Annotated in this window: 10 protein-coding genes and 1 pseudogene; 1 reads left to right on the top strand and 10 read right to left on the bottom strand. The window is 70.6% G+C overall.

The window, feature by feature from the left end; all coding sequences use genetic code 11:
• The first annotated feature begins 71 nt into the window (after positions 1–71).
• Complete coding sequence (locus tag ACRWNM_RS00295; protein ID WP_431962196.1) at positions 72–935, top strand: helix-turn-helix domain-containing protein; 864 nt, start codon at positions 72–74, stop codon at positions 933–935.
• Positions 936–1,003: 68 nt separating this feature from the next.
• Here ACRWNM_RS00295 and ACRWNM_RS00290 read toward each other — a convergent pair whose 3' ends face one another.
• The 10 genes and pseudogenes from ACRWNM_RS00290 to ACRWNM_RS00245 form a co-directional block, all read right to left on the bottom strand.
• The gene (locus ACRWNM_RS00290; protein WP_431962194.1) at positions 1,004–1,816 is read right to left on the bottom strand and encodes an ABC transporter permease; all 813 of its coding nucleotides are present in this window, start codon (positions 1,814–1,816) and stop codon (positions 1,004–1,006) included.
• A complete protein-coding gene (locus ACRWNM_RS00285) occupies positions 1,816–2,634 on the bottom strand; it encodes an ABC transporter permease (RefSeq protein ID WP_431962192.1) in 819 nt (272 codons plus the stop codon). Before ACRWNM_RS00285 ends, ACRWNM_RS00290 begins: the two co-directional genes overlap by 1 nt.
• Positions 2,631–3,602 carry an ATP-binding cassette domain-containing protein gene (locus ACRWNM_RS00280; protein ID WP_431962190.1) on the bottom strand — a complete coding sequence of 324 codons (972 nt, stop codon included), beginning with the start codon at positions 3,600–3,602 and terminating at the stop codon, positions 2,631–2,633. Before ACRWNM_RS00280 ends, ACRWNM_RS00285 begins: the two co-directional genes overlap by 4 nt.
• On the bottom strand, positions 3,599–17,341 hold the full coding sequence (locus ACRWNM_RS00275; RefSeq protein WP_431962188.1) for an amino acid adenylation domain-containing protein: 13,743 nt from the start codon (positions 17,339–17,341) through the stop codon (positions 3,599–3,601). Before ACRWNM_RS00275 ends, ACRWNM_RS00280 begins: the two co-directional genes overlap by 4 nt.
• Positions 17,342–17,589: 248 nt before the next feature.
• Complete coding sequence (locus tag ACRWNM_RS00270; RefSeq protein WP_431963536.1) at positions 17,590–18,057, bottom strand: AMP-binding protein; 468 nt, start codon at positions 18,055–18,057, stop codon at positions 17,590–17,592.
• 201 nt (positions 18,058–18,258) lie between these two features.
• Positions 18,259–18,597, bottom strand: a pseudogene (locus ACRWNM_RS00265) (hypothetical protein); the annotation flags it as partial.
• Positions 18,563–19,768, bottom strand: a complete 1,206-nt coding sequence (locus tag ACRWNM_RS00260; protein ID WP_431962186.1) for an FAD-dependent oxidoreductase — start codon at positions 19,766–19,768, stop codon at positions 18,563–18,565. The pseudogene ACRWNM_RS00265 and the gene ACRWNM_RS00260, both read right to left, overlap by 35 nt.
• Before the next feature lie 211 nt (positions 19,769–19,979).
• Positions 19,980–20,630, bottom strand: coding sequence for a PadR family transcriptional regulator (locus ACRWNM_RS00255; RefSeq protein WP_431962185.1), 651 nt, complete (start codon positions 20,628–20,630; stop codon positions 19,980–19,982).
• Positions 20,631–20,793: 163 nt separating this feature from the next.
• A complete protein-coding gene (locus ACRWNM_RS00250) occupies positions 20,794–21,051 on the bottom strand; it encodes a S1 RNA-binding domain-containing protein (protein WP_431962183.1) in 258 nt (85 codons plus the stop codon).
• Positions 21,052–21,274: 223 nt separating this feature from the next.
• Complete coding sequence (locus ACRWNM_RS00245) at positions 21,275–23,314, bottom strand: MDR family MFS transporter (protein WP_431962181.1); 2,040 nt, start codon at positions 23,312–23,314, stop codon at positions 21,275–21,277.
• Between the last annotated feature and the right edge of the window lie 53 nt (positions 23,315–23,367).

Here is a 23,367-nt window from a genome sequence, read left to right as displayed (position 1 = left end):
CGAGCGCGGTGCGACGCCGCGATTCCCCGCAGGGTATGGCGCGGCCGCACCGGGTTCGATATCAAGGACCGATGAGCACCGTGGCGCAGTCACCCAGATACACCGTGGCGCAGCCACCTATCGGCACCGTGGCCGAGCCACCTGCCGGCGCGGGCGCACAACCCGGAGCGTTCGCCCATCAGCTCAAACGCTGGCGCACTATGCGCCGGGTGAGTCAGCTGGATCTGGCCATCCGCGCCGACACCACCCAGCGCTACCTCAGCTTCCTCGAGCAGGGCCGCTCCCGCCCCGGCCGCACCATGGTCGTGCGCCTCGCCGAGTCGCTGGAACTCTCGCTGCGGGAACGCAACGGTCTGCTGCTCGCCGCGGGATACGCGCCCGTCTTCGCCGAATCACGGTTGGACACGCCGGAATTGGCGCCGGTCCGGGCCGCGCTCGACCGCATTCTGGATGGCCACATGCCCTACCCCGCGGTCGTGGTGCGCCCGTACGGCGTGCTGGTCGCCGCCAACGCCGCTTTCGAGCTGCTCACCGACGATGCGGCGCCCGAGCTGCTCGCCCCGCCGATCAACGTGCTGCGTCTGGCGCTGCATCCGGACGGCCTCGCCCGCCGGGTGCTGAACCTGCCGGAGTGGGGCAGGCACGTGACCGAGTCACTGCGCGGGCGCGCGCTGCGCAGTCCCGATCCCGAGCTGGACGCTTTCATCGCCGAGTTGACGGGCTATCTGCCCGCCGCCGAGCCCGGCCCCGACCACCTCGGTTTCGCCGTCCCGCTGCGGTTGCGCAGCGAGGAGGGCGAACTGCGGCTGATCACCACCATCACGTCCTTCGCGACCGCCGTCGACGTCACGCTCTCGGAACTGCACCTGGAGGCCTTCCTCCCCGCCGACGACCACACCGCGGCCGTCCTCCGCGCCCGCGCCGACCGCCGCTGACGCCAGCCGCCCCACACGGTCATCGCACACCACCCTGTGACGCGTGGAAAGGCGTACGTGGGAACGGCTCACCGGCGGCTGGCGCGCCGGTAGCCGATCACCGCGGGCACCGCGAAGACGACGACCGCGCCGATCGACCAGACGAAGGTCATCGTGAGGGGGTGGGCCAGCGGGCCGCCCAGCGAGAGCGCCTTCATGGTGTCCACCGCTACCGACATCGGCTGGTTGCGGACCACGGGCTGGATCCACGGCGGGAAGGCGATCAGCGGGACGAAGCCGGTGCTGAAGAACATCAGCAGCGAGGTGAGGATCGTGATTCCCTCCACCAGCGCCGCTTTCGCGGTGAAGACCGCGATGGCGGTGACCATGGTGGCGAACGCCAACCCGAAGAGCACCGGAATGAACACGAACAACAGCCCGGCCGGCAACCCCTGGTGGAAGCGGAAGCCGAGCGCATAGCCCACGACGAGCACCACGAGCGTGCCGAGCAGAATCCGGCAGCCCTCGGCCAGGATCCGGGCGATCAGCCCGGAGGACCGGTGCACCGGCAGCACCCAGAAACGGGCGAGCAGTCCCGCGTCGCGTTCCCGGCCGAGCATCACCCCGCCCGCTATCGCGCCGCTCAGCGCGCCGACGATGGCGACCATCGGCACGGACCCGTACAGCGCGTCGGTGCCGGAGAACTTCGCGATCTGATTGCCGATGACGATGTCGAGCATCAACAGCAGCAGGCACGGGATGATCAGCGTCTCCAGCAGCGCCACCGGACTGCGGGACCAGCGCACCAGCAGGCGTTGGGTCTGGATCGCGGTGTGCCGCAGCAACGAGACCGGCGAGCTCTCGCCGTGCGACAGCGTCGGGTGTTGGGTCGTCACAATCATCACGCCCTCCTCGAGCTCAGCCGGATCGCCGTCGGCACACAGACGACCAGAATCGCCGCCGCCCACAGCAGCGGCGGACCCATCAGCGCCCAGCTCACCTCGCCCGCATTGCCTTTCGTGTCGCCCGCCAGCGCGCGCAACGCGATGACGAACTGCGAAACCGGCTGGTTGCGCACGAAAGGCTGGATCCAGCTGGGGAATTGGTCCGCGGGAGCCAAACCCGTCGAGAGCATGCCGAGGATCAACGGCGGCAGCACCAACGCCTGCGTGGTCGCCTCCGGACTCTTGGCCAGCGTCCCGATGACGTCGCCGCCCAGCGTGAACACGATGCCGATGAGCAACGAGAAGGCCAGGAATCCGAGCGTGTGCCAGCCGTCGAGCCGGAAGCGGAAGCCGATCACGTGTCCGCAGACCAGCGCCGCCGCTATCGCGATGAACAGCCGGAACACATTGCCGGACATGCGCGCACCGACCGGAACGAGCGGACCGATCGGCATCGAACCGAAGCGGCGGTCGATCCCGGCGACGACGTCGGTGGCCGACCGGAACGCGGCGCCGATCGCGGTGAACGCACAGGCCTGCAGGATGACGATGGGCATCATGAACTGCGCGTAGCTGCTGAATCCGGTGCCGATGAAGGTCATCACCGTTTTCAGCGGAATGTAGAAGCTCGCGGTGAAGGCGACGGGCGCGACGACGGAGCTGAGCACCTCGCCGCTCTTGATCGCGGGCGTCACCAGCCTGGTGGTGAGCACCCACCACTGTTGCACGCGGACCGGCGTGGCGCGGGTCTCGGTCAGCCAGGTGCCCGCGGTCATCCGGCCGCTCCCGTCTCCGTGGCCGCCAGGTGGCCGGTGAGCTGGAGGAACACGTCGTCGAGGGAAGGACGGCGCAGGGCGATGTCGACCAACTGGATGCCCGACGAGTCCAGCCTGCGCAGCGCCTCGGCGAGCGTCTTCGCGCCCTCGGGAGCGGGGATCGCGATGCGGTCGGACTCCGGTGTGAGGGCGGCCCGATTCTCCTCGGGCAGTAGTGAACCCAGCGCGGCCGCGATGGCGGGCAGATCCTCCAGCCGCAGCGGGACCACCTCGCAGTAGCTGCCTCCGGTGCGCGACTTCAGCTCGTCGGCGGTGCCTTCGGCGATGACCACGCCGTGATCGATGACGATGATCCGATCGCACAGCGCGTCGGCCTCTTCCAGGTACTGCGTGGTGAGCAGCGTGGTGATGCCGTGTTTGCGGAAGCCGGACACCAGATCCCACACGCCCTGGCGGCTGCGCGGATCCAGGCCCGTCGTCGGCTCGTCGAGGAACACCACGTCGGGCCGCACGACGAGTCCGCACGCGATATCGATGCGCCTGCGCATACCGCCGGAATAGGTGCCCACCCGCCTGTCCGCGGCCTCGACCAGGTCGAATTCGGCGAGCAGTTCGTCGGCGCGCGCCCGCGCGGCGGGTTTGCGCAGTCCCATGAGCCTGCCGAACATGACCAGGTTCTCGTAGCCGCTGAGCATGTCGTCCAGCGCCGCGAACTGCCCGGTCAGCATGATCGAGCGGCGCACCGCCGCCGGATCGGCGACCACGTCGTAGCCTGCGACCTGCGCGCGGCCGCGATCCGGCGCGATGAGCGTGGACAGGACGTTCACCATGGTGGTCTTGCCCGCGCCGTTCGGGCCGAGGATGCCGAGCACCTCACCCTGCGCGGCGGTGAAATCCACGCCGCGCAGGGCGCGCACCGGGCCGAAGGATTTCTCCACGCCTTCCACCACAACTCCGCTGTCGTTCACTGCATGCCTCCAAGTTGCTCGTCGAGCACACGCGCGATGATCGGCAGCACGTGTGGTGCGGTCATTTCGTCGTGGGTGACCTCGACGTCGTAGTTGGTGATCGCACCGGTGACGTACGGACGCCAGCCCTCGGGGCCGAAGATGTCCGAACTGTCCACGGTGGCACTGAAATACAGGGCGTCGCCGTGGTAGACGGGACGCTGATACCCGGTTCTGGTGCGCGCCGAGGCGTTGTAGGAGCCCGCCATTCGCTCGAGGGTGTCGGCGTCCACCAGGGCCACGCCGCCGGTCCGCTCGGCGATCAGCGCGGCCGCCTCCTGCGCCGTGGCATCGGCGGGGACGTCGTCGATGCCGAACACCGCGCCGAAGGTGCTGACGAACGAGCCCGCGGTGAGCGGCTCGATGCTGTCGCCGTCGATGTCCGCGGTGTCGGCGTCCAGCAGGGCGAGCACGCCGACGGACGCGCCCTCCTGTTCGAGCCGGGTGGCCATGGCGTGCGCGATGAGCCCGCCGAACGACCAGCCGAGCAGGTGATACGGACCTTCCGGCTGCACAGCGCGGATCTCGCGCACGTAGCGGTCGGCGAATTCCTCGATGCTGCGCACGGACGGTTCGCGGCCGCTCAGATCCGGCGCTTGCAGACCGTAGATCGGGCGGCCTGGCGCGAGCGCCTCCGCGAGACCCAGGTAGGTCCACGACATTCCGGACGACGGGTGGATGCAGAACAGCGCGGGTGCGTCGCCGCCCGGGCGGATCGGCAGCAGCACGTCGAGACCGAGGGCCGTGCCCGGCGCGGGTTGCGCCGCGGCGGCGGCGAGTTCGGCCATGGCCCGCTCCTCTTCCGCGCCCGCCGCGCGCGCCTCCGGGGTGGACGCGAATGCGGCGGCGACACCGAGCGCTTCGACCCAGAGGCGGGAGAGCTCGGCGACTTCGGCGCGGTCCAGCAGCGTCGCGGGGAAGCCGAAGGTGGCGCGCAGCCGGTCGCCGAGGACCACCGCGTTCACGTCGATCTCGGCTTGCAGCGGCACGTCCTGGCACTCGGTCGCGGGCAGATCGCCGAGCTCCTCGGTGGGCAGCCAGCCGAGTCCCTCCAGGCCGGGCGGGATCTCGCCGGTGGCGTAGCGGCCCAGGTAGTTGAAGGCGACGCGGCCCGGCAGGCGACGCGGAAATTGTTCGGCGGTCTGGTGATTCAGGTAGCGCAGCAGGCCGAACCCGATGCCCTTGTCGGGCACCGCGAGCAGCTGGTGCTTGATCGCGCGGATCGCCTGCCCCAGCGCGGGGCCACCGGCCCATGCCTCGTCGACGTCCACCGTCCCGAGGTCCAGCCGCACCGGGTAGATGCTGGTGAACCACCCGACGGTCCGGGACAGGTCGGCGCCGGGGATCACTTCCTGCTGACGACCGTGCCCTTCCAATCGCACCAGGACGCTGCGCTCCTGGCTCGCGCGCCACTTGTGCACGGCGAGGGCCAGCGTGGTGAGCAGCGCGTCCTCGACGCCGCCGTGGAACAGCGCGGGCAGCGTGGTCAGCAGCGCGGCGGTGACCGCCTCGGACACCTCCGCCTCCACCATGCGCAGCTGCCCCGCCTGATCCACGGCCGGATCCAGCTCGCGGCCGCCGATCAGCGGATCGGGTCCGTCGATCAGGTCGCGCCAGTAGTCGAGTTCGGCGACCCGCGCGGCGCTGTGCGCTTCCTCGGCCAGCGCGTGCGCCCAGCGCCGCATCGACGTGCCGGTGTCGGCGAGCACCGGCGTCGCGCCCGCCGAGACCTGAGCCCAGGCGGCCATCAGGTCGGGCACCAGGATCCGCCAGGACACCCCGTCCACGACGAGGTGGTGCGCGATCACGATGAGGCGACCGGACCGGCTGCGATCACCGGCCTCGCCGACCGGATCGAGCCAGAGGAACTGCAACACCACACCGCGCGCCGGGTTCAGCCGGTTCATCGCGGAATCCAGTTCGGTGAGCGCGTATTCGCGCAGGTCGACCGTGTCCGCGTCGGCGGCGAACTCGATGCGGCGGATCAGGCTCGCCACATCGACGCTGCCCGGTTCGGACACCTCGAGCCGCACGTCCGGGTCGTGCAGCAGCCTGGCGCGCAGCATGTCGTGGCGGTCGACCACGGCCGCGATCGTCGCCGCCAGCTGCTCGGCGCGGATGCCGACGGGCAGTTCCAATACCGCGGTCTGCGCGAAACGGTCGTAGTCGCCGCCGCGTTCGATCATGTACCGCACGATCGGCGGCAGCGGCATCTCGCCGACCCCGCCGCCGGGCAGCTCCTCGAGCACCACCAGCTCACCCGCGGCGTCCGCCGCGGCGGCCAGCGCGGCGACGGTGCGGTGCTCGAACACCTGCAACGGGGTGATGGTCACGCCGCCTTGCCTGGCGCGGGAGACCAGTTGGATGGCGAGGATGCTGTCGCCGCCGAGCGCGAAGAAGGAGTCCTCGGCGCCGACCCGCTCGCGGCCCAGGAGTTCCGCGAAGACCACCGCCAGAGTCTCCTCGGTGGGCGTGCGTGGTGCGACGTACTCGATCCGTTCGTCGGCGAACACCGGTTCCGGCAGTGCTTTCCGGTCGAGCTTGCCGACGGCGTTGAGCGGAATCGCGTCGAGCACCACGAAGGCCGCGGGCACCATGTAGCCGGGCAGTGCCGCGGCGGCGTGCGCGCGCAGCCCCTCGACGTCCAGCTCGACGCCGGATTCGTGGACCACGTAGGCGGCCAGTGCGGTGCCGCCGGCTGGGCCGCGGACGCCGAGCGTCACGGCGAATTCCACGCCATCGGCCCGGCCGAGCACAGCGTCGATCTCGCCGAGCTCGATGCGCTGGCCGCGCACCTTCACCTGGAAATCGGTGCGGCCGACGTATTCCAGTTCACCGTCGCCGTCCCAGCGCACCAGGTCGCCGGTCCGGTACATCCGCTCCCCCTCCGTCCCATAGGGATTCGCGACGAAGCGGGTGGCGTTCAGATCGGGGCGGGCGTGATAGCCGCGCGCCAGGGAGGGACCGGCGAGATAGAGCTCTCCCGCGACACCCACCGGCACCGGGCGCAGCCGCCCGTCCAGCACCAGCACCGACGCGCCGCGAATGGGACCGCCGATGGTCACCGGCGCGTCCACCGACAGCGCACCCGAACCCGTCGCCCAGATGGTGGATTCGGTAGGGCCGTACAGGTTCACCATGGTCCGGTCCGGCGCCCAGCGTTCCACCAGCTCCGCGCCGACCGCCTCGCCCGCCACCGCCAGCACCCGCAGACTCGACACCCGCGCCGGATCCACCGTGGCCAGCGCCGACGGCGTGATCACCGCGTGCGTCACGCGTTCGGCCTCGATCAGTTCGGCCAGGGCGTCCCCGCCGAACACCTCCGGCGGCGCGACCACCGAGGCGCCGCCCGCGCCGAAGGCCATGATCGCCTCGAACACCGACGCGTCGAAACTCGGTGAGGCGACCTGCAATACGCGCGCGTGCTCGTCCAGCGCCAGCGACTCGCGCTGCGCGGCCACGAGATCGGCGATGCCGCGATGTGAGACCGTCACGCCCTTCGGCGTTCCGGTGGAGCCCGAGGTGTAGATCATCCACGCCGGGTGGTCCGGCAGGATCGGCACGCGCGGCTCGTCGGCGCGCAGCGGTGCGTCGTCGGCCGCGCGCCAGCGGGCGGCGAAGGTCGCGTCGTCGAGGACCAGCCACCGCGTGTCCTCGGGCAGCTGCGGCCGGTGCGCGGCGACGGTGAGCCCGAGCACCGCACCGGAATCGGTGAGCATGTGCTCGATGCGGTCCACCGGATGCTTCGGGTCGACCGGGAGGAAGGCCGCGCCCGCCGCGGCGGCCGCCCACATGCCGACCAGCAGCTCCGCGCCCCTGGTCAGCCCGAGCGCCACCACCGTCTCCGGTCCCGCGCCCGCCTCGATCAGCAGGCGGGCGAGTTGCGCGGCGCGGGCGGCCACTTCGCGGTAGGTCAGTGTCGCGCCCGCGGCGACCACCGCGGCGCGCTCCGGATACGCGTCCGCCGTCGCCGCGAACACCTCGGGCAGAGTGCGCACCCCGGCGGATTCCGGGCCGCGCGCGGGAGCCAGTTCGGCGCGCTCCAGCGGCACCAGCAGATCGATGTCGCCGAGGCGCTGCCCCGGATCGGCGACGACCGCGGCGAGCACCCCGAGCCACCGGCGGGCGAGGGTGTCGACCGTCGGCGCGTCGAACAGGTCGGTGGCATAGGTCAACGTGGCATCGATGCCCGCGCGCTGGGTTCCCTCGGGCTGGGTTCCCTCGGGCTGGGTTTCATCGAGCTGGGTTTCATCGAGCTGGGTTTCATCGAGCTGAGCGCCGTCGAAGCGCTCACGCAGGTCGAGCGTCAGGTCGAACTGTGCCGCGTCGCGATCCAGATCCTCCACGTCGATGCGCAGGCCGGGCAGCTCGAGCGCCGGTTCGACGAAGTTCTGCAAGGAGAGCGAGACCTGGAAGATCGGGTGGTGCGCGGTGGACCTGGTCGGGTTCAGCACCTGCACGAGGCGTTCGAAGGGCACGTCGGCGTTGCCGAAGGCGTCCAGATCCGACGAGCGCACCGCGCTGAGGAATTCGCGGAAGGTCAGGTTCGGGTCGACCGGTGTGCGCAGCGCGAGGGTGTTCACGAACATGCCCACCATCTCGTCCAGCGCGGCCTCCCCGCGCCCGGCGACCGCGGTGCCGATCACCACGTCCTCGGCGCTGCCCAGCCGCGCGAGCAGCACCGCGAGGGCGGCGTGCACCAGCATGAACATGCTGACGTCGGCGTCGGCGGCCAGCTCGGCCATGGCCCGGTGCAGCCCCTGCTCGACCGCGAAATCCAGGTCGGCGCTGCGCATCGACTGCACCGCGGGGCGCGGCCGGTCGGCGGGCAGCTCCAGCAGATCCGGTGCGCCCGAGAGCGATTCGGTCCAGAAGCGAATCTGGCTCGCGGCCGGCGATTCCGGATCGGACTCGTCGCCGAGCAGTTCCCGGTGCCACAGCGCGAAATCGGTGTACTGCACCGGCAGCGCGGCCAACGCCGCCTCCTGGCCCATCGTGGCCGCGGCGTACGCGGTCATCAGGTCGGTGGCCAGCGGCGCCATCGACGCGCCGTCCGCGCTGATGTGGTGCACTACCAGGACCACGACGTGCACCGGCGTCGCGCGCCCGTTGCCGTCGGCCGTGTGCAACCGGAACAGTCCGACCCGCAGCGCCGGCTCGGTCACCAGGTCGAATCCGACACCGGCCAGTGCGGCGATCCGATCACGCAGCGGCGCACCGGGTTCGGTGACGACCGCGTGGAGCTCGGGCGCCACGGCGTCGGCGCCGAGGACCACCTGCCGCGGCCCCTCGGCGTCGGCCGGGTACATGGTGCGCAGGCTTTCGTGCCGGTCGATCACGGCCCGCAGCGCGCGCCGCATGCCCGCAACGTCCAGTTCACCGGTGAGCCGCAGCGCGACAGCGATGTTGTAGGCGGGCGAGGTGGGGTCGAGCCGGTTGAGCACCCACATCCGCTGCTGGGCGGGTGAGAGCGGGATACGGTCCGGCCGGATGCGCGGTGCCAGCGCGAAGCGGGCCCGCGCCCCCGGCGCGGCGGGGACCACCCGCGCCGACAGTTGCGCGACAGTAGGGGCGTCGAACAGGTCCCGCAGCGCGATCGTGGCGCCGAGCGCCGCGTTGACCCTGGCCACCACCTTGGTCGCGCTGAGCGAGTTGCCGCCGAGTTCGAAGAACGAGTGGTCGATGCTGACCCGCTCGGCGCCGAGCACTTCCGCGAACACCTCGGCGACCGCCTGCTCCACCGGCGTGCGCGGGGCCAGGTACCGGCGCAGGAACGCGGCGAAATCGGGCACGGGCAGCGCGTTGCGATCCAGCTTGCCGACCGGTGTCAGCGGCACCTCGTCCAGCACGACGAGATAGCCGGGCACCATGTAGCCGGGCAGCGCGCCCGCGATGCGCGAGCGCAGCCGTTCGGTGTCGTATTCGGCCTCCTCGCCGAGGGATTCGCGGCCCACGTCGCTGAGCACCACGTAGGAGACGAGCACGGTCTCCCCCGCCGGGCCAGGCATGCCGACGGTCGCGGCGTATTCCACGTGGTCGTCGGCCGCGAGCACGGCGTCGATCTCGCCGACTTCGATGCGCAGGCCGCGGATCTTGACCTGGAAATCGCTGCGGCCCAGGTACTCCAGCTCCAGCACCGGTCCACGGGTGCGCTCGGATTCGACCCAGCGCACCATGTCGCCGGTGCGGTACATCCGCTCCCCGCGCGCACCGTACGGGTTCGCCACGAAGCGGCCCGCGGTCATCGCGAACCGGTTGAAGTAGCCGCGCGCGATGGCGGGACCGGCGAGGTACAGCTCGCCCTCCACACCGACCGGCACCGGACGCAACCAGGTGTCGAGCACCATGACCGCGGCGCCGCGGATCGGTCCGCCCATGGTGATCGGCTTCCCCGCCTCCAGTTCGCCCGGCCCGGTGGCCCAGATGCTGAACTCCGTTGGGCCGTAGAGGTTCAGCATGCGCCTGCCGATGGACCACTGCGCGGTCAGCTCCGGCCCGACGGCTTCGCCCGCGACCGACAGCACGCGCAGGTCGGGCAGGCCGCTCGGATCCATGGTGGCCAGCACCGACGGCGTGATCACCGCGTGGGTGACCCGCTCGGCGCGCAGCAGGTGCTCGAGCTCGGCGCCGCCGTACACCTCGGGCGGCGAGAGCACCAGCTGCCCGCCCACCGCGTGCGCGGTGAGCAGCTCGAAGACCGAGGCGTCGAAGCTCGGCGAAGCGACCTGCAACGCCTTGACCGTGGGATCCAGGTCCAGCGATTCGCGTTGCGCCGTGGTGAGATTCGCTACGCCGCGATGGCTGAGCAGCACCGCCTTCGGCTTGCCGGTGGAGCCCGAGGTGTAGATCAGGTAGGCGGTCTGGTCCATCCGGATGGCGCCGCCGCGCTCCTCGTCGGTGAGGGGTCCGTCCGGGACCGTCATCGCCCTGCGGATGGTGTTGAGGTCGTCGAGCAGCAGCCAGTCGATGGTGCTCGGCAGGGTTTCGCCGGTGGCGCGCACGGTCACGCCGATGGGCGCTTGGGAATCGGTGAGGATGTGCTCGATCCGTTCCACCGGATAGTTCGGGTCCAGCGGCAGGAAGGCCGCGCCCGTCTTGACCAGCGCCCACACCGCGACCACCGACTCGATCGAGCGAGTGAGGGCGAGCACGACGAAGATCTCGGCGCCGATGCCGCGGCGGAGCAGCACCCGGGCGTACCGGTTCGACCAGGCGTCCAGCTCGCGGTAGGTCATGCTGTCGCCGTTCGCGCTCACCGCGACGGCGTCGGGATTCACCGCGGCGCCCGCGGCGAGGATCTCGGGCAACGTGCGCTGGGGCACCGAGTCGATGCCGTGCACGGGCAGCAGGGCGGCGCGCTCGACGGCGTCGCAGTGCTGCAACCGCGCGACGCCGGACTCCGGCTGCTCGGCGATCTGCTCGAGCAGCAGGACGAAACGGTCGAGCAACCTGCGCGCGTGCCGCTCCGTCAGCTGGTCGGCCATGAACTTCACCGTGACCCGCAGCTTGTCGCCCGCCTCGCCGGGCAGCCCGTGCAGCGGAATCACCATCAGGTTCAACGGATACGGCGTCGCGTCGGTGCCCGCGATGTCGAGCACCCGCATGCCCGCGATGTCCAGCGACTGCGACAGCGCCTCCCGATCGATCGGGTACGACTCGAAAACGGTAAGGGTGTCGAACAATTCGGCGAGGCCGACCGCCTGGTGGATGGCCGCGAGTCCCACATGCTGGTGATCGAGCAGCCGTGCCTGCTCGGACTGCATGCGGGCCAGCAGGTCGGCGACGCGTTCGGCGGGGTCGAGCCGGATCCGCACCGGGAGGGTGTTGATGAACAGGCCGACCATGTCCTCGACGCCCGGCAGCTGCGGCGGCCTGCCGGACACGGTGCCGCCGAACACCACGTCGGTGCGTCCGGTCAGCATGGCGAGCAGCAGCGCCCACGCCGCTTGGACGGCCGTGTTCACGGTCGCGCCCGCCGCGCGGGTGGTCGCCTCCAGTCGCGCGACCGCCTCGGCGGACAGATCGACCGACACCATGCCGGACTCGGTGGACTGGAACCCGGCCAGTGTCGGCACCGCGCGGGTGGGGGCATCGATCCCGGCCAGCGCTTCGCGCCAAGCGGCGAGGGATGCGGACGCCGCTGTGCCGGTGATCATCTCGCCGACCGGACCTGGCGCAGCGGCAGGTTCGGCAGCGGCCGCCTCGGCAGCGGCAGGTTCGGCTGTCGGCTGTTCGGCCTCGGTCGGCTGTTCGGCCGCCGCGACGCCCGCGGGTTCGACAGGCGCGGACGCGGCGACAGCGGCGGCGAGCCCGGCGGCGCTCTCGGCGGCTTCCTGTTCGGCGAGCCAGGCGAGGAAGCCGCGATAGGACGGTGCGGGGGCGAGCACCTCCGCAGCACTCGCACCGGCGCCGGACGCGACGTACACGGTCAGCAGCTCGCGCACCAGCAGCGGCGTCGACCAGCCGTCCAGCACCAGGTGGTGGTTGGTCATCAGCAAGGTGTAGGTGTCGTCGTCGGTGCGGATGAGCTGGAAGCGCAGCAGCGGCGGACGGGTGAGATCGAAGCGAGTGTTCGCGTCGAGCGCCAGGATTCGGTCGAGCTCCCTCGTGCGCTCGGACGGCTCGGAGAGATGCGTGAGATCCAGTTCCTGCCAGCGCACTTCGGCGTCGGCGAGCACCAGTTGGCGTGGTCCGTCCGGTGTCTCCACGAACGCGACGCGCAGATTCTCGTGCCGGTCCACCAGCACCTGCGCCGCGGCGCGCAGGCGGGCGGCGTCCACCCGGCCCGCGAGGGTGAGCCGGGACTGCACGGTGTAGCCGTCGGCGGTGTCGGTGTCGTACCAGGCGTGGAAGAGCAGACCGTATTGCAGTGGCGAGAGCGGCCACACGTCGGACAGGTTCGGGTAGATGCGCTCCCAGCCATCGATCTGGGGCTGAGTCACCGTGGTGAGCGGGAAGTCAGAGGGTGTGTGCCCACCGGCGCCGGTCGTCCGCGCGTGCGCGGCCAGCGCGGCGAGCGCGGTGGCCCACTGTTCGGCGAATTCGCGGACGTCGTCCTCGCCCAGCAGCTCGGTGGCGTAGGCCCAGGTGACCTCCAGCCCGTCGGCGCCCATGATTGCGTTGACGTCGATCACGGCGGGCAAGGGCGAGCGGTCGTCCTGTGTCGCGGCGAATCGCCTCGGCAGCCAAGGCCCTTCGGGTCCGACCGCAGCGCGGCCCAGGTAGTTGAAGCTGATCTGTGGGGTCGGCCCGGCGGCCAGCTCCGCGGCGGTCCGCGGGTTCAGGTGGCGCAGCATGCCGTATCCGACGCCACGGTCCGGAATGGCGCGCAGCTGCTCCTTGGCGGCCTTGATCGCCAGACCGGCCGCGGGCCCGCCCGTGAAAGCCTCGTCCAAGTCGATACCGGCGAGATCGATCGCCACCGGATACACGCTGGTGAACCAGCCGACCGTGCGAGCCAGATCGGCGCCGGGCAGCACCGACTCCTCGCGCCCGTGACCCTCGAGGGTGAACAGCGCGCCGGTCCTGGCCCGCCAGCGCGCGACCGCCATGGTGAGCGCGGCCAGCAGCACGTCGTCGGCGCCGCAGTGGAACAGCGCGGGCACCGTGTCCAGTACGGCGGTGGCGACGTCCACGGGCACGGTGGTGCGCACCTCGGCCGCGGTGGCCACGGTGTCCACCGCCGGATCCGCGGGCCGCGCGCCGAAGGGTGCGTCCGGGGTGGCCAGCACGCGCTGCCACACGGGCAGTTCGGTCGCACGCGACTCGGCCTGCTCGATGTTCGCGTGCGCCCAGCGGCGGTAGGAGGTGCCGACGGGTTCCAGCTCGCCGCCGGAGAAGGCAGTGGCCAAGTCGGGCAACAGGATTCGCCAGGAGACACCGTCGGTGACCAGGTGGTGCAGCACCAACCAGAGCCGGGTCCCCTCCGCGATGCCACGGCCGTCGTCGGCAATGCCGACATCACCGGCGATGCGCGCATCCATCGGGTCCGCATCGGCGCTGCCAACTCCGTCTGCGGCACTCATGTCGATTCCACGGCTACTGGCGGCGTCAACGCCGACGTGAGTCCCGACAGCTGTTCCACCGGCAGCGCCCGGGGCGGCAACACCGGTCCTGTCGCCAGTGCCGGTGCCAGTGGTGTCGCCGACGGATGCGCCCGCAGCCGAATTCGGCTCCACCAGAACGAACCGAACGACAATCCCCGCGGCCGGATCCAGCCGATCGGCGGCGCGCTGCAAGGCGTACTCGCAACTCGCCTCGAGGTCTTCGCCGACGGTCACCGAGTCGATGCAGTCGGCCGCACGCACCGAACCCGGGTCCGCGACAACCCATTCCCAGCCGACCTCGGCCTTCCGCAGGGTGCTGCGCAGCGCGTCGTGGTGATCGAGCAGCGCCTGCACCGCCGCGGTGAGGCGGGTGCGGTCGCCGTCCGGCGGCAGCGCGATCAGGACGGCCTGGCTGTACCGGTTCCAGGTCTCGCCCTGGTCGAGCATCGCGTGCACGATCGGGGTGATCTCCACCGGACCCACGCCACCGCCGGGCAATTCGAGCACGGCGGTGTCGGCCGCGTCGGTGGCGACAGCAGCCAGCGCGGCCACCGTCTTGCGCTCGAACACATCGCGCGCGCTGAACCGCAGCCCGGCGGTGCGAGCGCGGGAGACCAGCTGGATGGAGATGATGCTGTCGCCGCCGAGGGCGAAGAAGTTCTCGTCCACGCCCACCGCGTCCAAGCCGAGCACCTCCGCGTAGAGGCCGGCGAGCGTCTCCTCGCGCGGAGTGGAGGGCGGGCGGCGCACGGTGGTGCGCATGCCGAAATCGGGTGCGGGCAGCGCCCTGCGGTCGACCTTGCCGACCGGCGTCAGCGGCACGCTGTCCAGCACCATGATCACCGTCGGCACCATGTACGCCGGAAGACGTTCGCCGACAGCGGCTTTCAGCGCCTCGGGCTGTACTTCGACGCCCGGCGCGCCGAGCACGTAGGACACCAGCGCGGTGGCCCCGCTCGGGGTGGTCGCTCCGATGGTGAGGGCGAACTCGACCTCGGGCTGCCGCTCCAGTGCGGTGTCCACCTCGCCGAGTTCGATGCGGTAGCCGCGCACCTTCACCTGGAAATCGCCGCGGCCGACGTAGTCCAGCTCCAGCCTGCCCGCGCGGCGCCGCCACCGCACCAGGTCGCCGGTGCGGTACATGCGCGCGCCCGGCTCGTACGGGTCCGCGACGAACCGGCTCGCGGTGAGCCCGGTGCGCTGGTGGTAGCCGCGCGCCACGGCGGGCCCGCCCAGGTACAGTTCGCCGACCACACCGGGCGCGACCGGCCGCAGCCACGGGTCTAGCACCAGCCCGACGACCCCGCGGGCGAGGCTGCCGATGCTCACCGGCCCCTGCGGTGTCAGTGGCGCGCTCACGGTGACGGTGACCGTGGTCTCGGTGGGGCCGTACCCGTTGAGCAGCGTGCGGCCCGCCCACTTCGCCACCAGTTCCGGCGGACACGCGTCGCCGCCGACCACCACGGTGCGCAGATCCGGCAGCGTGTCCGGGTCCAGCGAACCGACCACGGCCGGTGTGACATTCAGATGGGTGACCCGCTGCTCGCGCAACACCTGCGCCAAGTCCTCGCCCGCGTAGGCGGCGGGCGGCACGACGGCGATCGATGCGCCCACCGCGAACGCGACGAGCAGCTCCTCGACCGAGATGTCGAAACTCGGCGAGACCGCGTGCGCCACCACCGCGTTCGCGTCCACGCCGAACGACGCGCCGGACGCCGCGACCAGGTTCGCGAGCCCGCGATGGGTCACGGTGACGCCCTTGGGCATTCCCGTCGACCCGGACGTGTAGATGAGATAGGCGGGCTGGTCGAGAGCGATCGCGGCCGACCGTTCGGCATCCGTGACGGGCGCCGAATCCTGGCGCCCCACGATCTCGTCCGTCTCGGGATCGTCGAGCGTCAGCCAGGTGATGCTGTCGGGCAGCGCCGGACGCGCGTCTGCCACCGTGAGCCCGGCGACGACGCCGCTGTCCGCGATCATGTACTCGATGCGGTCGGCGGGATAGCCGGGATCGACCGGCACGAACGCGGCGCCGGTCCGCGCCACGCCCCAGACCGCGAGCACCGATCGCAGCGAGCGCGGAACAGCGACGGCCACCGCGGTTTCCGGTCCGGCGCCCGCCGCGATGAGCAACCGCGCGAGGCGGTTGGCGTAGGCGTCGACCTCCCGATACGTCAGCGCCGTGCCGTCGGCGCGGACGGCGATCGCGTCCGGATCGATGGCCGCGCCGTCGGACAGGATCTCGAGCAGCGTGCGCGGCGGCACCGAGCCGGGTCCGCGCGCGGGGGCGAGCTCGTCCCGCTCCTCGGGCGAGAGCACCGACAACTCGGACAGCGGCGCGGCCGGCCCCGCGGCCAGGAAACGATGCAGGAAGTCGAGAAACCTCCGGTGCTGGGCGGCCAGTTCCTCGTCGTCGTAGAGGTTGGGGTTGGCCTGGAAATCGAGGTGCGTGTTCTCCGCGCCCATGCCCGGATACAGATTCAGGAACAAGTCCTCGATCGACCCGGAGGTCAGCACGTGCATCCGGCCGGTGACCTCGCCGAGCCGAATCCTGGTGTCCCCCATCATGAGATTGACCGTCGGGCCGAACGAGACCGCCTCGTCCACCGACCAGCCAAGATCGCGGACGATGTCCTCCTGGCGGTACCGCTGCCTGCGCAGCGCCGAGGTCAGCTCGTGCTGCGCGGCGCGAATCAACCCGCCGACGGTGCCCCTGGCGCCGAGCGGCAGCCGCAGCGGCACCACGTTGGCGATCATGCCGCCGGAGCGCCGCAGCACCGCGGTGGTGCGCCCCGAGACCGGCAGGCTCAGCATCACCTCGGGCGCGCCGGTCATCGCGCCGAGGTAGGCGCCGAACGCGGCCACCACGACGGGCGCCACGCTGGTCGAATGCTCCTTCGCCGCCGCGTCCAGCAATTCCGCGGTGGCGGAGGGCAATTCGCCCGCCACGAGGCTGGGGTGCGCGTCCACGTCGGCCGCGCGTCCGGCCAGGCTGACCGGTTCGGCCATGCCGACGAGATGCTCGCGCCAGTACTGCGCGTCGGCGGCGAAACGGTCCGAATCCCGGTAGGCCACGTCCGCGTCGACGATGGTGCGCAGATCGGCGGCCTTGTTCGCGGGCGGCTCGCCGCCGGCCAGCCCGGCGTTGTACAGCTCGGCGGTGCGCTGCAGCACGCTCATGGCGCCGAAGCCGTCCAGCAGGATGTGGTGGATGCGCTGGTACCAGTACCAGTGATCGTCGCCGAGGCGCAGCATGGCGGACTTGGCGAGCCGGTCGCGCAGCAGATCCAGCGGGGCGGTGTACTCCGCGCGCATCCACGCCCGCGCGGCCTCCGCCGGATCGGGCTCGCCGCGCAGGTCGACGAGCAACGTCTCGTCCTCGAGCGAGGTGTCGATCATCTGATAAGGGAAGCCGTCCACCTCGATCAGCCGCACATAGCCGCTCCCGAACTCGTGCACGGCCTGGCGCGCCACGTCGGCCAGCAGATCCAGGTCGAGCGCGCCGCGGAACTCCACGTACTGCGCGATCGAGATCGGAATGTCACCCGCGAAGTGCTGCGCGAACCAGATGCCGCGCTGGGCCGCGGAGAGCGGAAAGGCGCCTGCGGGCAGGCGGCCGGCCGCGACCACTGGGGTGAGAGACGGCTGAGGCATACAAGGTCCCTGCTGGCTAAGAAAAAGACGGAGAGAACAAGTCGAGACGCGCGCGGTGCCCGCTAGGGGTGAGCGCGCTGTCGACCGCGACGGGTCTCGACTCGTGTGGGAACGAGCCTTCCCGCGGATGAGTCGACCAGCGTGCGCATAGGAGTACTTCCCCTGGAGAGTTTAGCTCCGCACGCTGGTCGACAACTCGAAATCCGCATGTCAGGGAAGGATTTCCCGCTGCGGGATGAGGCGCGGCGTCAGGATGCCTGCCGCAGCGGCGCGCGCTCGGCGTCGGTGATCGGCGCGTCCGAGCCGGTGAGGTAACGAACGAGCATCGATCGGTCGTCGAGCGCCAGCCAGCCGATGGCCTCGGTCAGCTCGCCGCGCAGCGCGGTGGTGGTGACGCCGATCGCGGCCGCCTCGACCTCACTCGAACCGGGCCCGCGCGACGTGACGAGCACCGGGGTCGCGCCGGACTTGGCGATGGCCCAGCGGGTGACGGCCGCTTCGATCGCAGGCTCCACCGCCATGGCGACCGTCGCGCCCGGTCCGGCTCCGTTGTCGAGCAGCACTCGGGCGAGCCGATTCGACCAGGAGTCGAGTTCGCCGTAGGTCAGCTCGTAGTCGCCGGTGGACACCGCGATCGCGTTCGGGTCGAAGTGGTCGACCGACGCGAGCGCGCCCGTCCTGACCAGAACGGAAGGTGCGGTGGTTTCGGTCGACATTGCGATGCTCCTCGGGATGCGGCGTTTTCTTTGTGCCTTCCAATTTCGTCTTCCGAGGCCGTTGCCGACAGGAACCCCAAGGCTGCCTCCCCACCTCCGAGGGTGAAAGATTCCCCACCCAAGGGGGAACACACGAACCGCCGGTCGCGAGCGGATGTCGCGACCGGCGGCCAGGGACGGACCGAAGATCCGGTAGAGGGCCAGGTGGGCCCATGCCTCGGCCGGGCACCTGGATGGCAATGCCGTGGCGGTCAACGGGACGCGGAGGCAGTCCGAAGCCGCGAAGGTCTCCACATCGGCCGCAGGAGTGATAACCATGTGGTCGACGTCCCTGGCGGACACGTGCCCGAAGGCGTCGACGAGGCCCAACGCGGCCAAAGCTCGCGCCGCGTCGGCAACTTGGATATCGATGTACTGAGTGGTGGGGGAGCGCACGAGGGGTAACTGTATGCACCAGGGACGGCGGCGCCAAGCTGGAAGCAAAGTCGGTAACTCTGCCAGGGACTCAGGCGGGGACCAGTTCCGATTGGACCGGGGCATCCCAGTCGATGCGGTAGCGTTGCTCGGCGCCCATGGTCTTCTCGGGGTTCATCACCGTCTTCACCATCAGCGGCATGAGCAGATTCATCATCTTGCGCGCCACCGGACCTGGCGTCTTGCTGCTGTTGATCTTCGCGGCGCGCGCCGCGATGCCCTCCACCCGCTCCCGGCGCAGCCGCTCGTAGGCCGCGAACGCCGCCTCGGGCTCGGGCAGATCCCGCAGGCACCTGGCCAGCTGCACCGCGCTCTCGATGGCGAGCGAGGCCCCCTGTCCGGAGCTGTTGGACGGCGCGTGCACCGCGTCGCCGACCAGCACCATGCGTCCGCGGTACCAGTGCGGCACCGGCGGCATGATGTGCAGGCCGCCGGTGGCCTCCAACTGCTCCGCGGTGGTGCTGCGGGCCAGCGCGCCGCCCGGAGTGTCCTCGGCGTAGGTGTCGCGCAGGATCGACAGCCAGTGCTCGGCCGGGATCGCACGGGCCTCGGTGAGCGTCAGGTATTGCTTGTGCGGCAGGTTGGCGCCCCAGAAGACTCGCCCGTCACCGGCCGACCAGTACAGGTAGTACGCCTGCTTGCCGAAGGCGAAAACCATGGTGTCGGTGGGCACTTCGGCATCGCACACGGTCGCGGCGCCGAAGCCGAGCATGCCGGTGTACTGCGGGCCGGGCGCGTTCGGATCGATCAGGTCGCGCACGGTCGAGCGGATGCCGTCCGCGCCGATCAGCACGTCCGCGGTGGCGGTGCTGCCGTCCGCGAACCGAGCGGTGACACCGTCGGCGTGCTCGTCGACGCCGACCAGGCGCTTGTCGAACTCGACCTGGACGCCCGCGGCCACCGCGTGATCGTGCAGCGTCCGGTGCAATTCGGCGCGGTCGACCAGTTGCAGCGGCGGCTCGCCTCGCAGGGCGGGCAGGTGGTGCTCCTTGCCACCCACCGAGAGGATCATCTTCGTCACCGGCTGCGCGATGCCGCGCACCGGATCGCCAGCGCCGATGATGTCGAGCGCGGCGACGCCGTTGGGGGCGAGCGCGAGCCCGCTGCCGATCCCGTAGGAGGGGCCGGGGTATGCCTCGTACACGCGGGCGTCGATGCCCGCCTTCAGCAGGGCGGTGGCCGCGACGGGCCCGGCGATGCCGCCGCCGATGACGAGCGCGGAACGGATTCTGGACATGGGGTATCTCCGTAAGTGAGTCGGGTTGGTTTCCCCGAACCGATCCGCGTACCGCGCACCCAGCTATCCTGTGGTTGCCAGCCTCGTGGCCGGGTGCGCTCGTGCGGGCACGGTTCGAGACGGTTTCATCGGGCTCGGCGGCGGTGTTGCCGCACCTCCGTCGGGCCCGGTCTCGAGTGCGTCCCTCCCGGCTACGGCCGGGCGACGGTGTCTACTGCGGTTCCCGCATCCCCCTCTCCACCATCTCGACGACGTCGGACGGCGCCATGCCACCGGCATGGAACTGCCGCCACATCGGCAGGTCGGGGAAGGTGCCGTCGACCAGCTCGGCGCGCCAGGAGCGCGCCCACGCGGCCTCGGCCTCCAGCATCGCCAGACCGTATTCGGTCTCGATCACGAACAGGCGAGGCAGCGTGCCCGCGAGCTTCTCCATCTCCCGGCGGATGCCCGCGACGATGGCGTCGAGCGCGCCGATCCTGGCGCCGAGCAACTCGATCACCTCGTCCGGCGACAGCGCGGCGACCACCGAGAGCCCCGCCGTGAAGGCGTCGTGCTCCTGCACCGGGGTGGCGATCAATTCCCTTGTCCAGTCGGACATTTCGGCGCGACCCGCGTCGGTGACGCGGTAGATGACCCGCTCAGGGCGGGCGCCGTCGCGTTCGCTGCCGACAGGTTCGAGGAAACCGGCTTTGACCATGTTCTGGACCACCGTGTAGAGCGAACCCCACTTGATGTCCATGTCCTGGTCTTTGCCGCGCTCGCGCAGCTTCGAGGCGATCTCGTAGCGGTGCATCGGCCGTTCGATGATCACCGAGAGAATCGCGAGCGCCAGCAGGTTGTTCACCTTGCGCTTCGTGGCCATGACACCTCCTTACTCGTATACGAATATACGTGCGCGAGTATTCGGGCGCAAGTATTCTTCGCACCGGTAATCATCGGGAGGTGTGGGAGATACGGTCCCGCCTAGGCTGACGGTGCGCGGAGGCAGGTGGAGTCTGCTTCCGCGCACCCCGCTCAACCGAATGTCACGCCGCGGCCAGGCTCACCCGATGACGCTCGGCATCGATGGCCAGAATCCGGACCGCCATGGTCGCGCCGACCTGCGGTTCCGTCGACCAGTGCGACCATTCGTTGCGATGCAGTAGACCGTGCACGCCGGGCGCGACCTCGAAGAACGCGCCGAAGGGCACGATCTGGACGACGGTGGCTTCGAGCACGCCCTGCACGCTGTGCGTGGCCGCGAACCGATGCCAGGCGTCCAGGTCGAAATGGGAATGGGACATGAGTACATCTCCTTTCGCTGTCCCTGGGAAATCTTGTGTCACAAGGAAAAAGCGAAGGAGGGGGCGGGCCTCGCGCCCGCCGGAGGGTCACCGGCCGACCGGGCGACCCTTCTGTGCGCGGCGTATCGCCGACCCGGCAGTCACGAATTCAACCTAGAGGCAACAGAACCCGGCGCGCAAGCCGGCGAACGCCCTGCGCCGGACGGCCGTCACCGGTGATCGTTCAGCCGACCCCGGCGGGTTCGACCTCGTCCAGGTGTTCTTCCAACAGCTTGGCGGCGACGCTCATGAGTGCCTGGTCGAGCAGCGCGCGATCGGCGGGGTCGCGATCGTCCCAGGTGTCGAGGTGGGCGCCGAGCCAGCGGCGCCAGGCCGCCTTCACCCGATCGACCTCGGCGACACCGGAATCGGTGAGGTGCAGTGCGCCGTCGTCGGCGTAGACGTAGCCCGCGCCGATGACCTTCAGCACCACCGGCTCGATCACCTCGTCGGGCACCCGGTGCGCCTGCGCGATGGTGTGCATGGTGGCCACGCCGCGAATCCTGTTGTGCAGGTATACCTGTCCCAGCGCCCAGGCTTGACCGCGGCTGAGCGGGCTGCGCGCGTCGGCGAGGACGGCGGGGAACACCGGGCCTTCGGCGCGCGCCTTGCGCATGGTCACCGCGACGGCGCGTTCCAGCAGACCCGCACGGTCGGCGTTGTCGGGTACCGAAAACCCTTCGCCCACATCGGAAGCGCCCGCGCGTGCGCTGTCGCGCAAGGGCACCTCCTTCAGGAACCAGGCCACCACGAACCCGGCCAGCGCTACCGGCACCACCCAGCGGAAGACGTGGTCGATGGTCATGGCGTAGGCGTCGATGATCGGCGCGGACTGCTCCGGCGGCAGCGCGCGCAGCGCCTCCGGGCTCGCCGCCACCTCGGGCGGCACCACCCGCACTTCGGCCAGCGCCCCGGCCAGGTTCGGGGTGAGCTGGTCGGAGTACAGGGTGCCGAACACCGCGGTGCCGAAGGCGCTGCCGAGGGTGCGGAAGAAGGTGACGCCCGAGGTCGCGGTGCCGAGATCGGCGTAGGGCACGGTGTTCTGCACGACGATGGTCAGCACCTGCATGGTCAGACCGAGGCCGAGACCGAGGATCAGCATGTAGAGCGATTCCTGCCAGATGCCGGTGTCGCGACCCATGGTCGACATCAGATACAGCCCGAGCGCCATCACCGCCGTGCCCGCGATCGGAAAGTACCGGTAGCGCCCGGTCTGCCCGACCACCTGACCGGACAGGATCGAGGTGAAGAACAGGCCGACCACCAGCGGCAGCGTGCGCACGCCCGACACGGTGGCCGAAACCCCGTCCACGTATTGGAGATACGCGGGCAGGTAGGTCATCGAGCCGAGCATGGCGAACCCGACGATGAAGCTCAGGATCGAGCACACGGTGAAGACGTTGCTGCGGAACAGCTTCATGGGCAGCATCGGCTCGGCGGCGCGCAACTCCACCGCGACGAACGCCGCGAGCAGGATCGCCGCCGCGACGAACAGGCCGATGATCTGCCACGAGGCCCAGGGATATTCCTGTCCGCCCCACTCCAGGCCGAGGATCAGGCTGGACACGCCGAGCGCGACCAGGCCGATGCCCGCGTAGTCGATGACGGGCTTGGCCGCGGCCTTGACGTGCGGGATGGTGCGCGCCGCCATCGCGATCATGACGATCGCGACGGGCACGTTGACGTAGAAGCACCACCGCCAGCTGGCGTGGTCGGTGAACAGTCCGCCCAGTGTGGGACCGATGACCGTGGTGACGCCGAAGACCGCGCCGAGCGCGCCCTGGTACTTGCCGCGCTCGCGCAGCGGAATGGTGTCGGCGATGAGGGCCATCGAGGTGACCATCAGGCCGCCCGCGCCGACGCCCTGGATGCCGCGGGCGACGATCAGCACCAGCATGCCGTTGGCCAGGCCGGCCAGCATCGAGCCCGCGATGAAGATCAGCGCGCTGAGCTGGAAGATCAGTTTGCGTCCGAACAAATCGCCGAGCTTGCCCGCCAGCGCCGTGGCCACCGCCTCGGCGAGCAGGTAGGAGGTGACCACCCAGGCCATGTGCCCGGCGCCGCCGAGATCGGCGACGATGGTGGGCAGGGCGGTGGAGACGATGGTCTGATCCAGTGCGGCCATCAGCATGCCGAGCACGATGGTGGCGAAGACGACGTTGGTCCGCCCGCGGCCGAGCGGCTCCCGGCTGGATTCTTCGGCGACAGCGACTGCACCGGTCATCGTGTCAGTATCGTCCGACGGTCACCCGGCGAACGGCCAGCGACACGGCAGCG

The sequence above is a fragment of the Nocardia sp. bgisy134 genome (genome assembly GCF_965341865.1).
Taxonomy (GTDB): Bacteria; Actinomycetota; Actinomycetes; order Mycobacteriales; family Mycobacteriaceae; genus Nocardia.
This window is presented reverse-complemented; position numbering and strand designations above follow the sequence as displayed.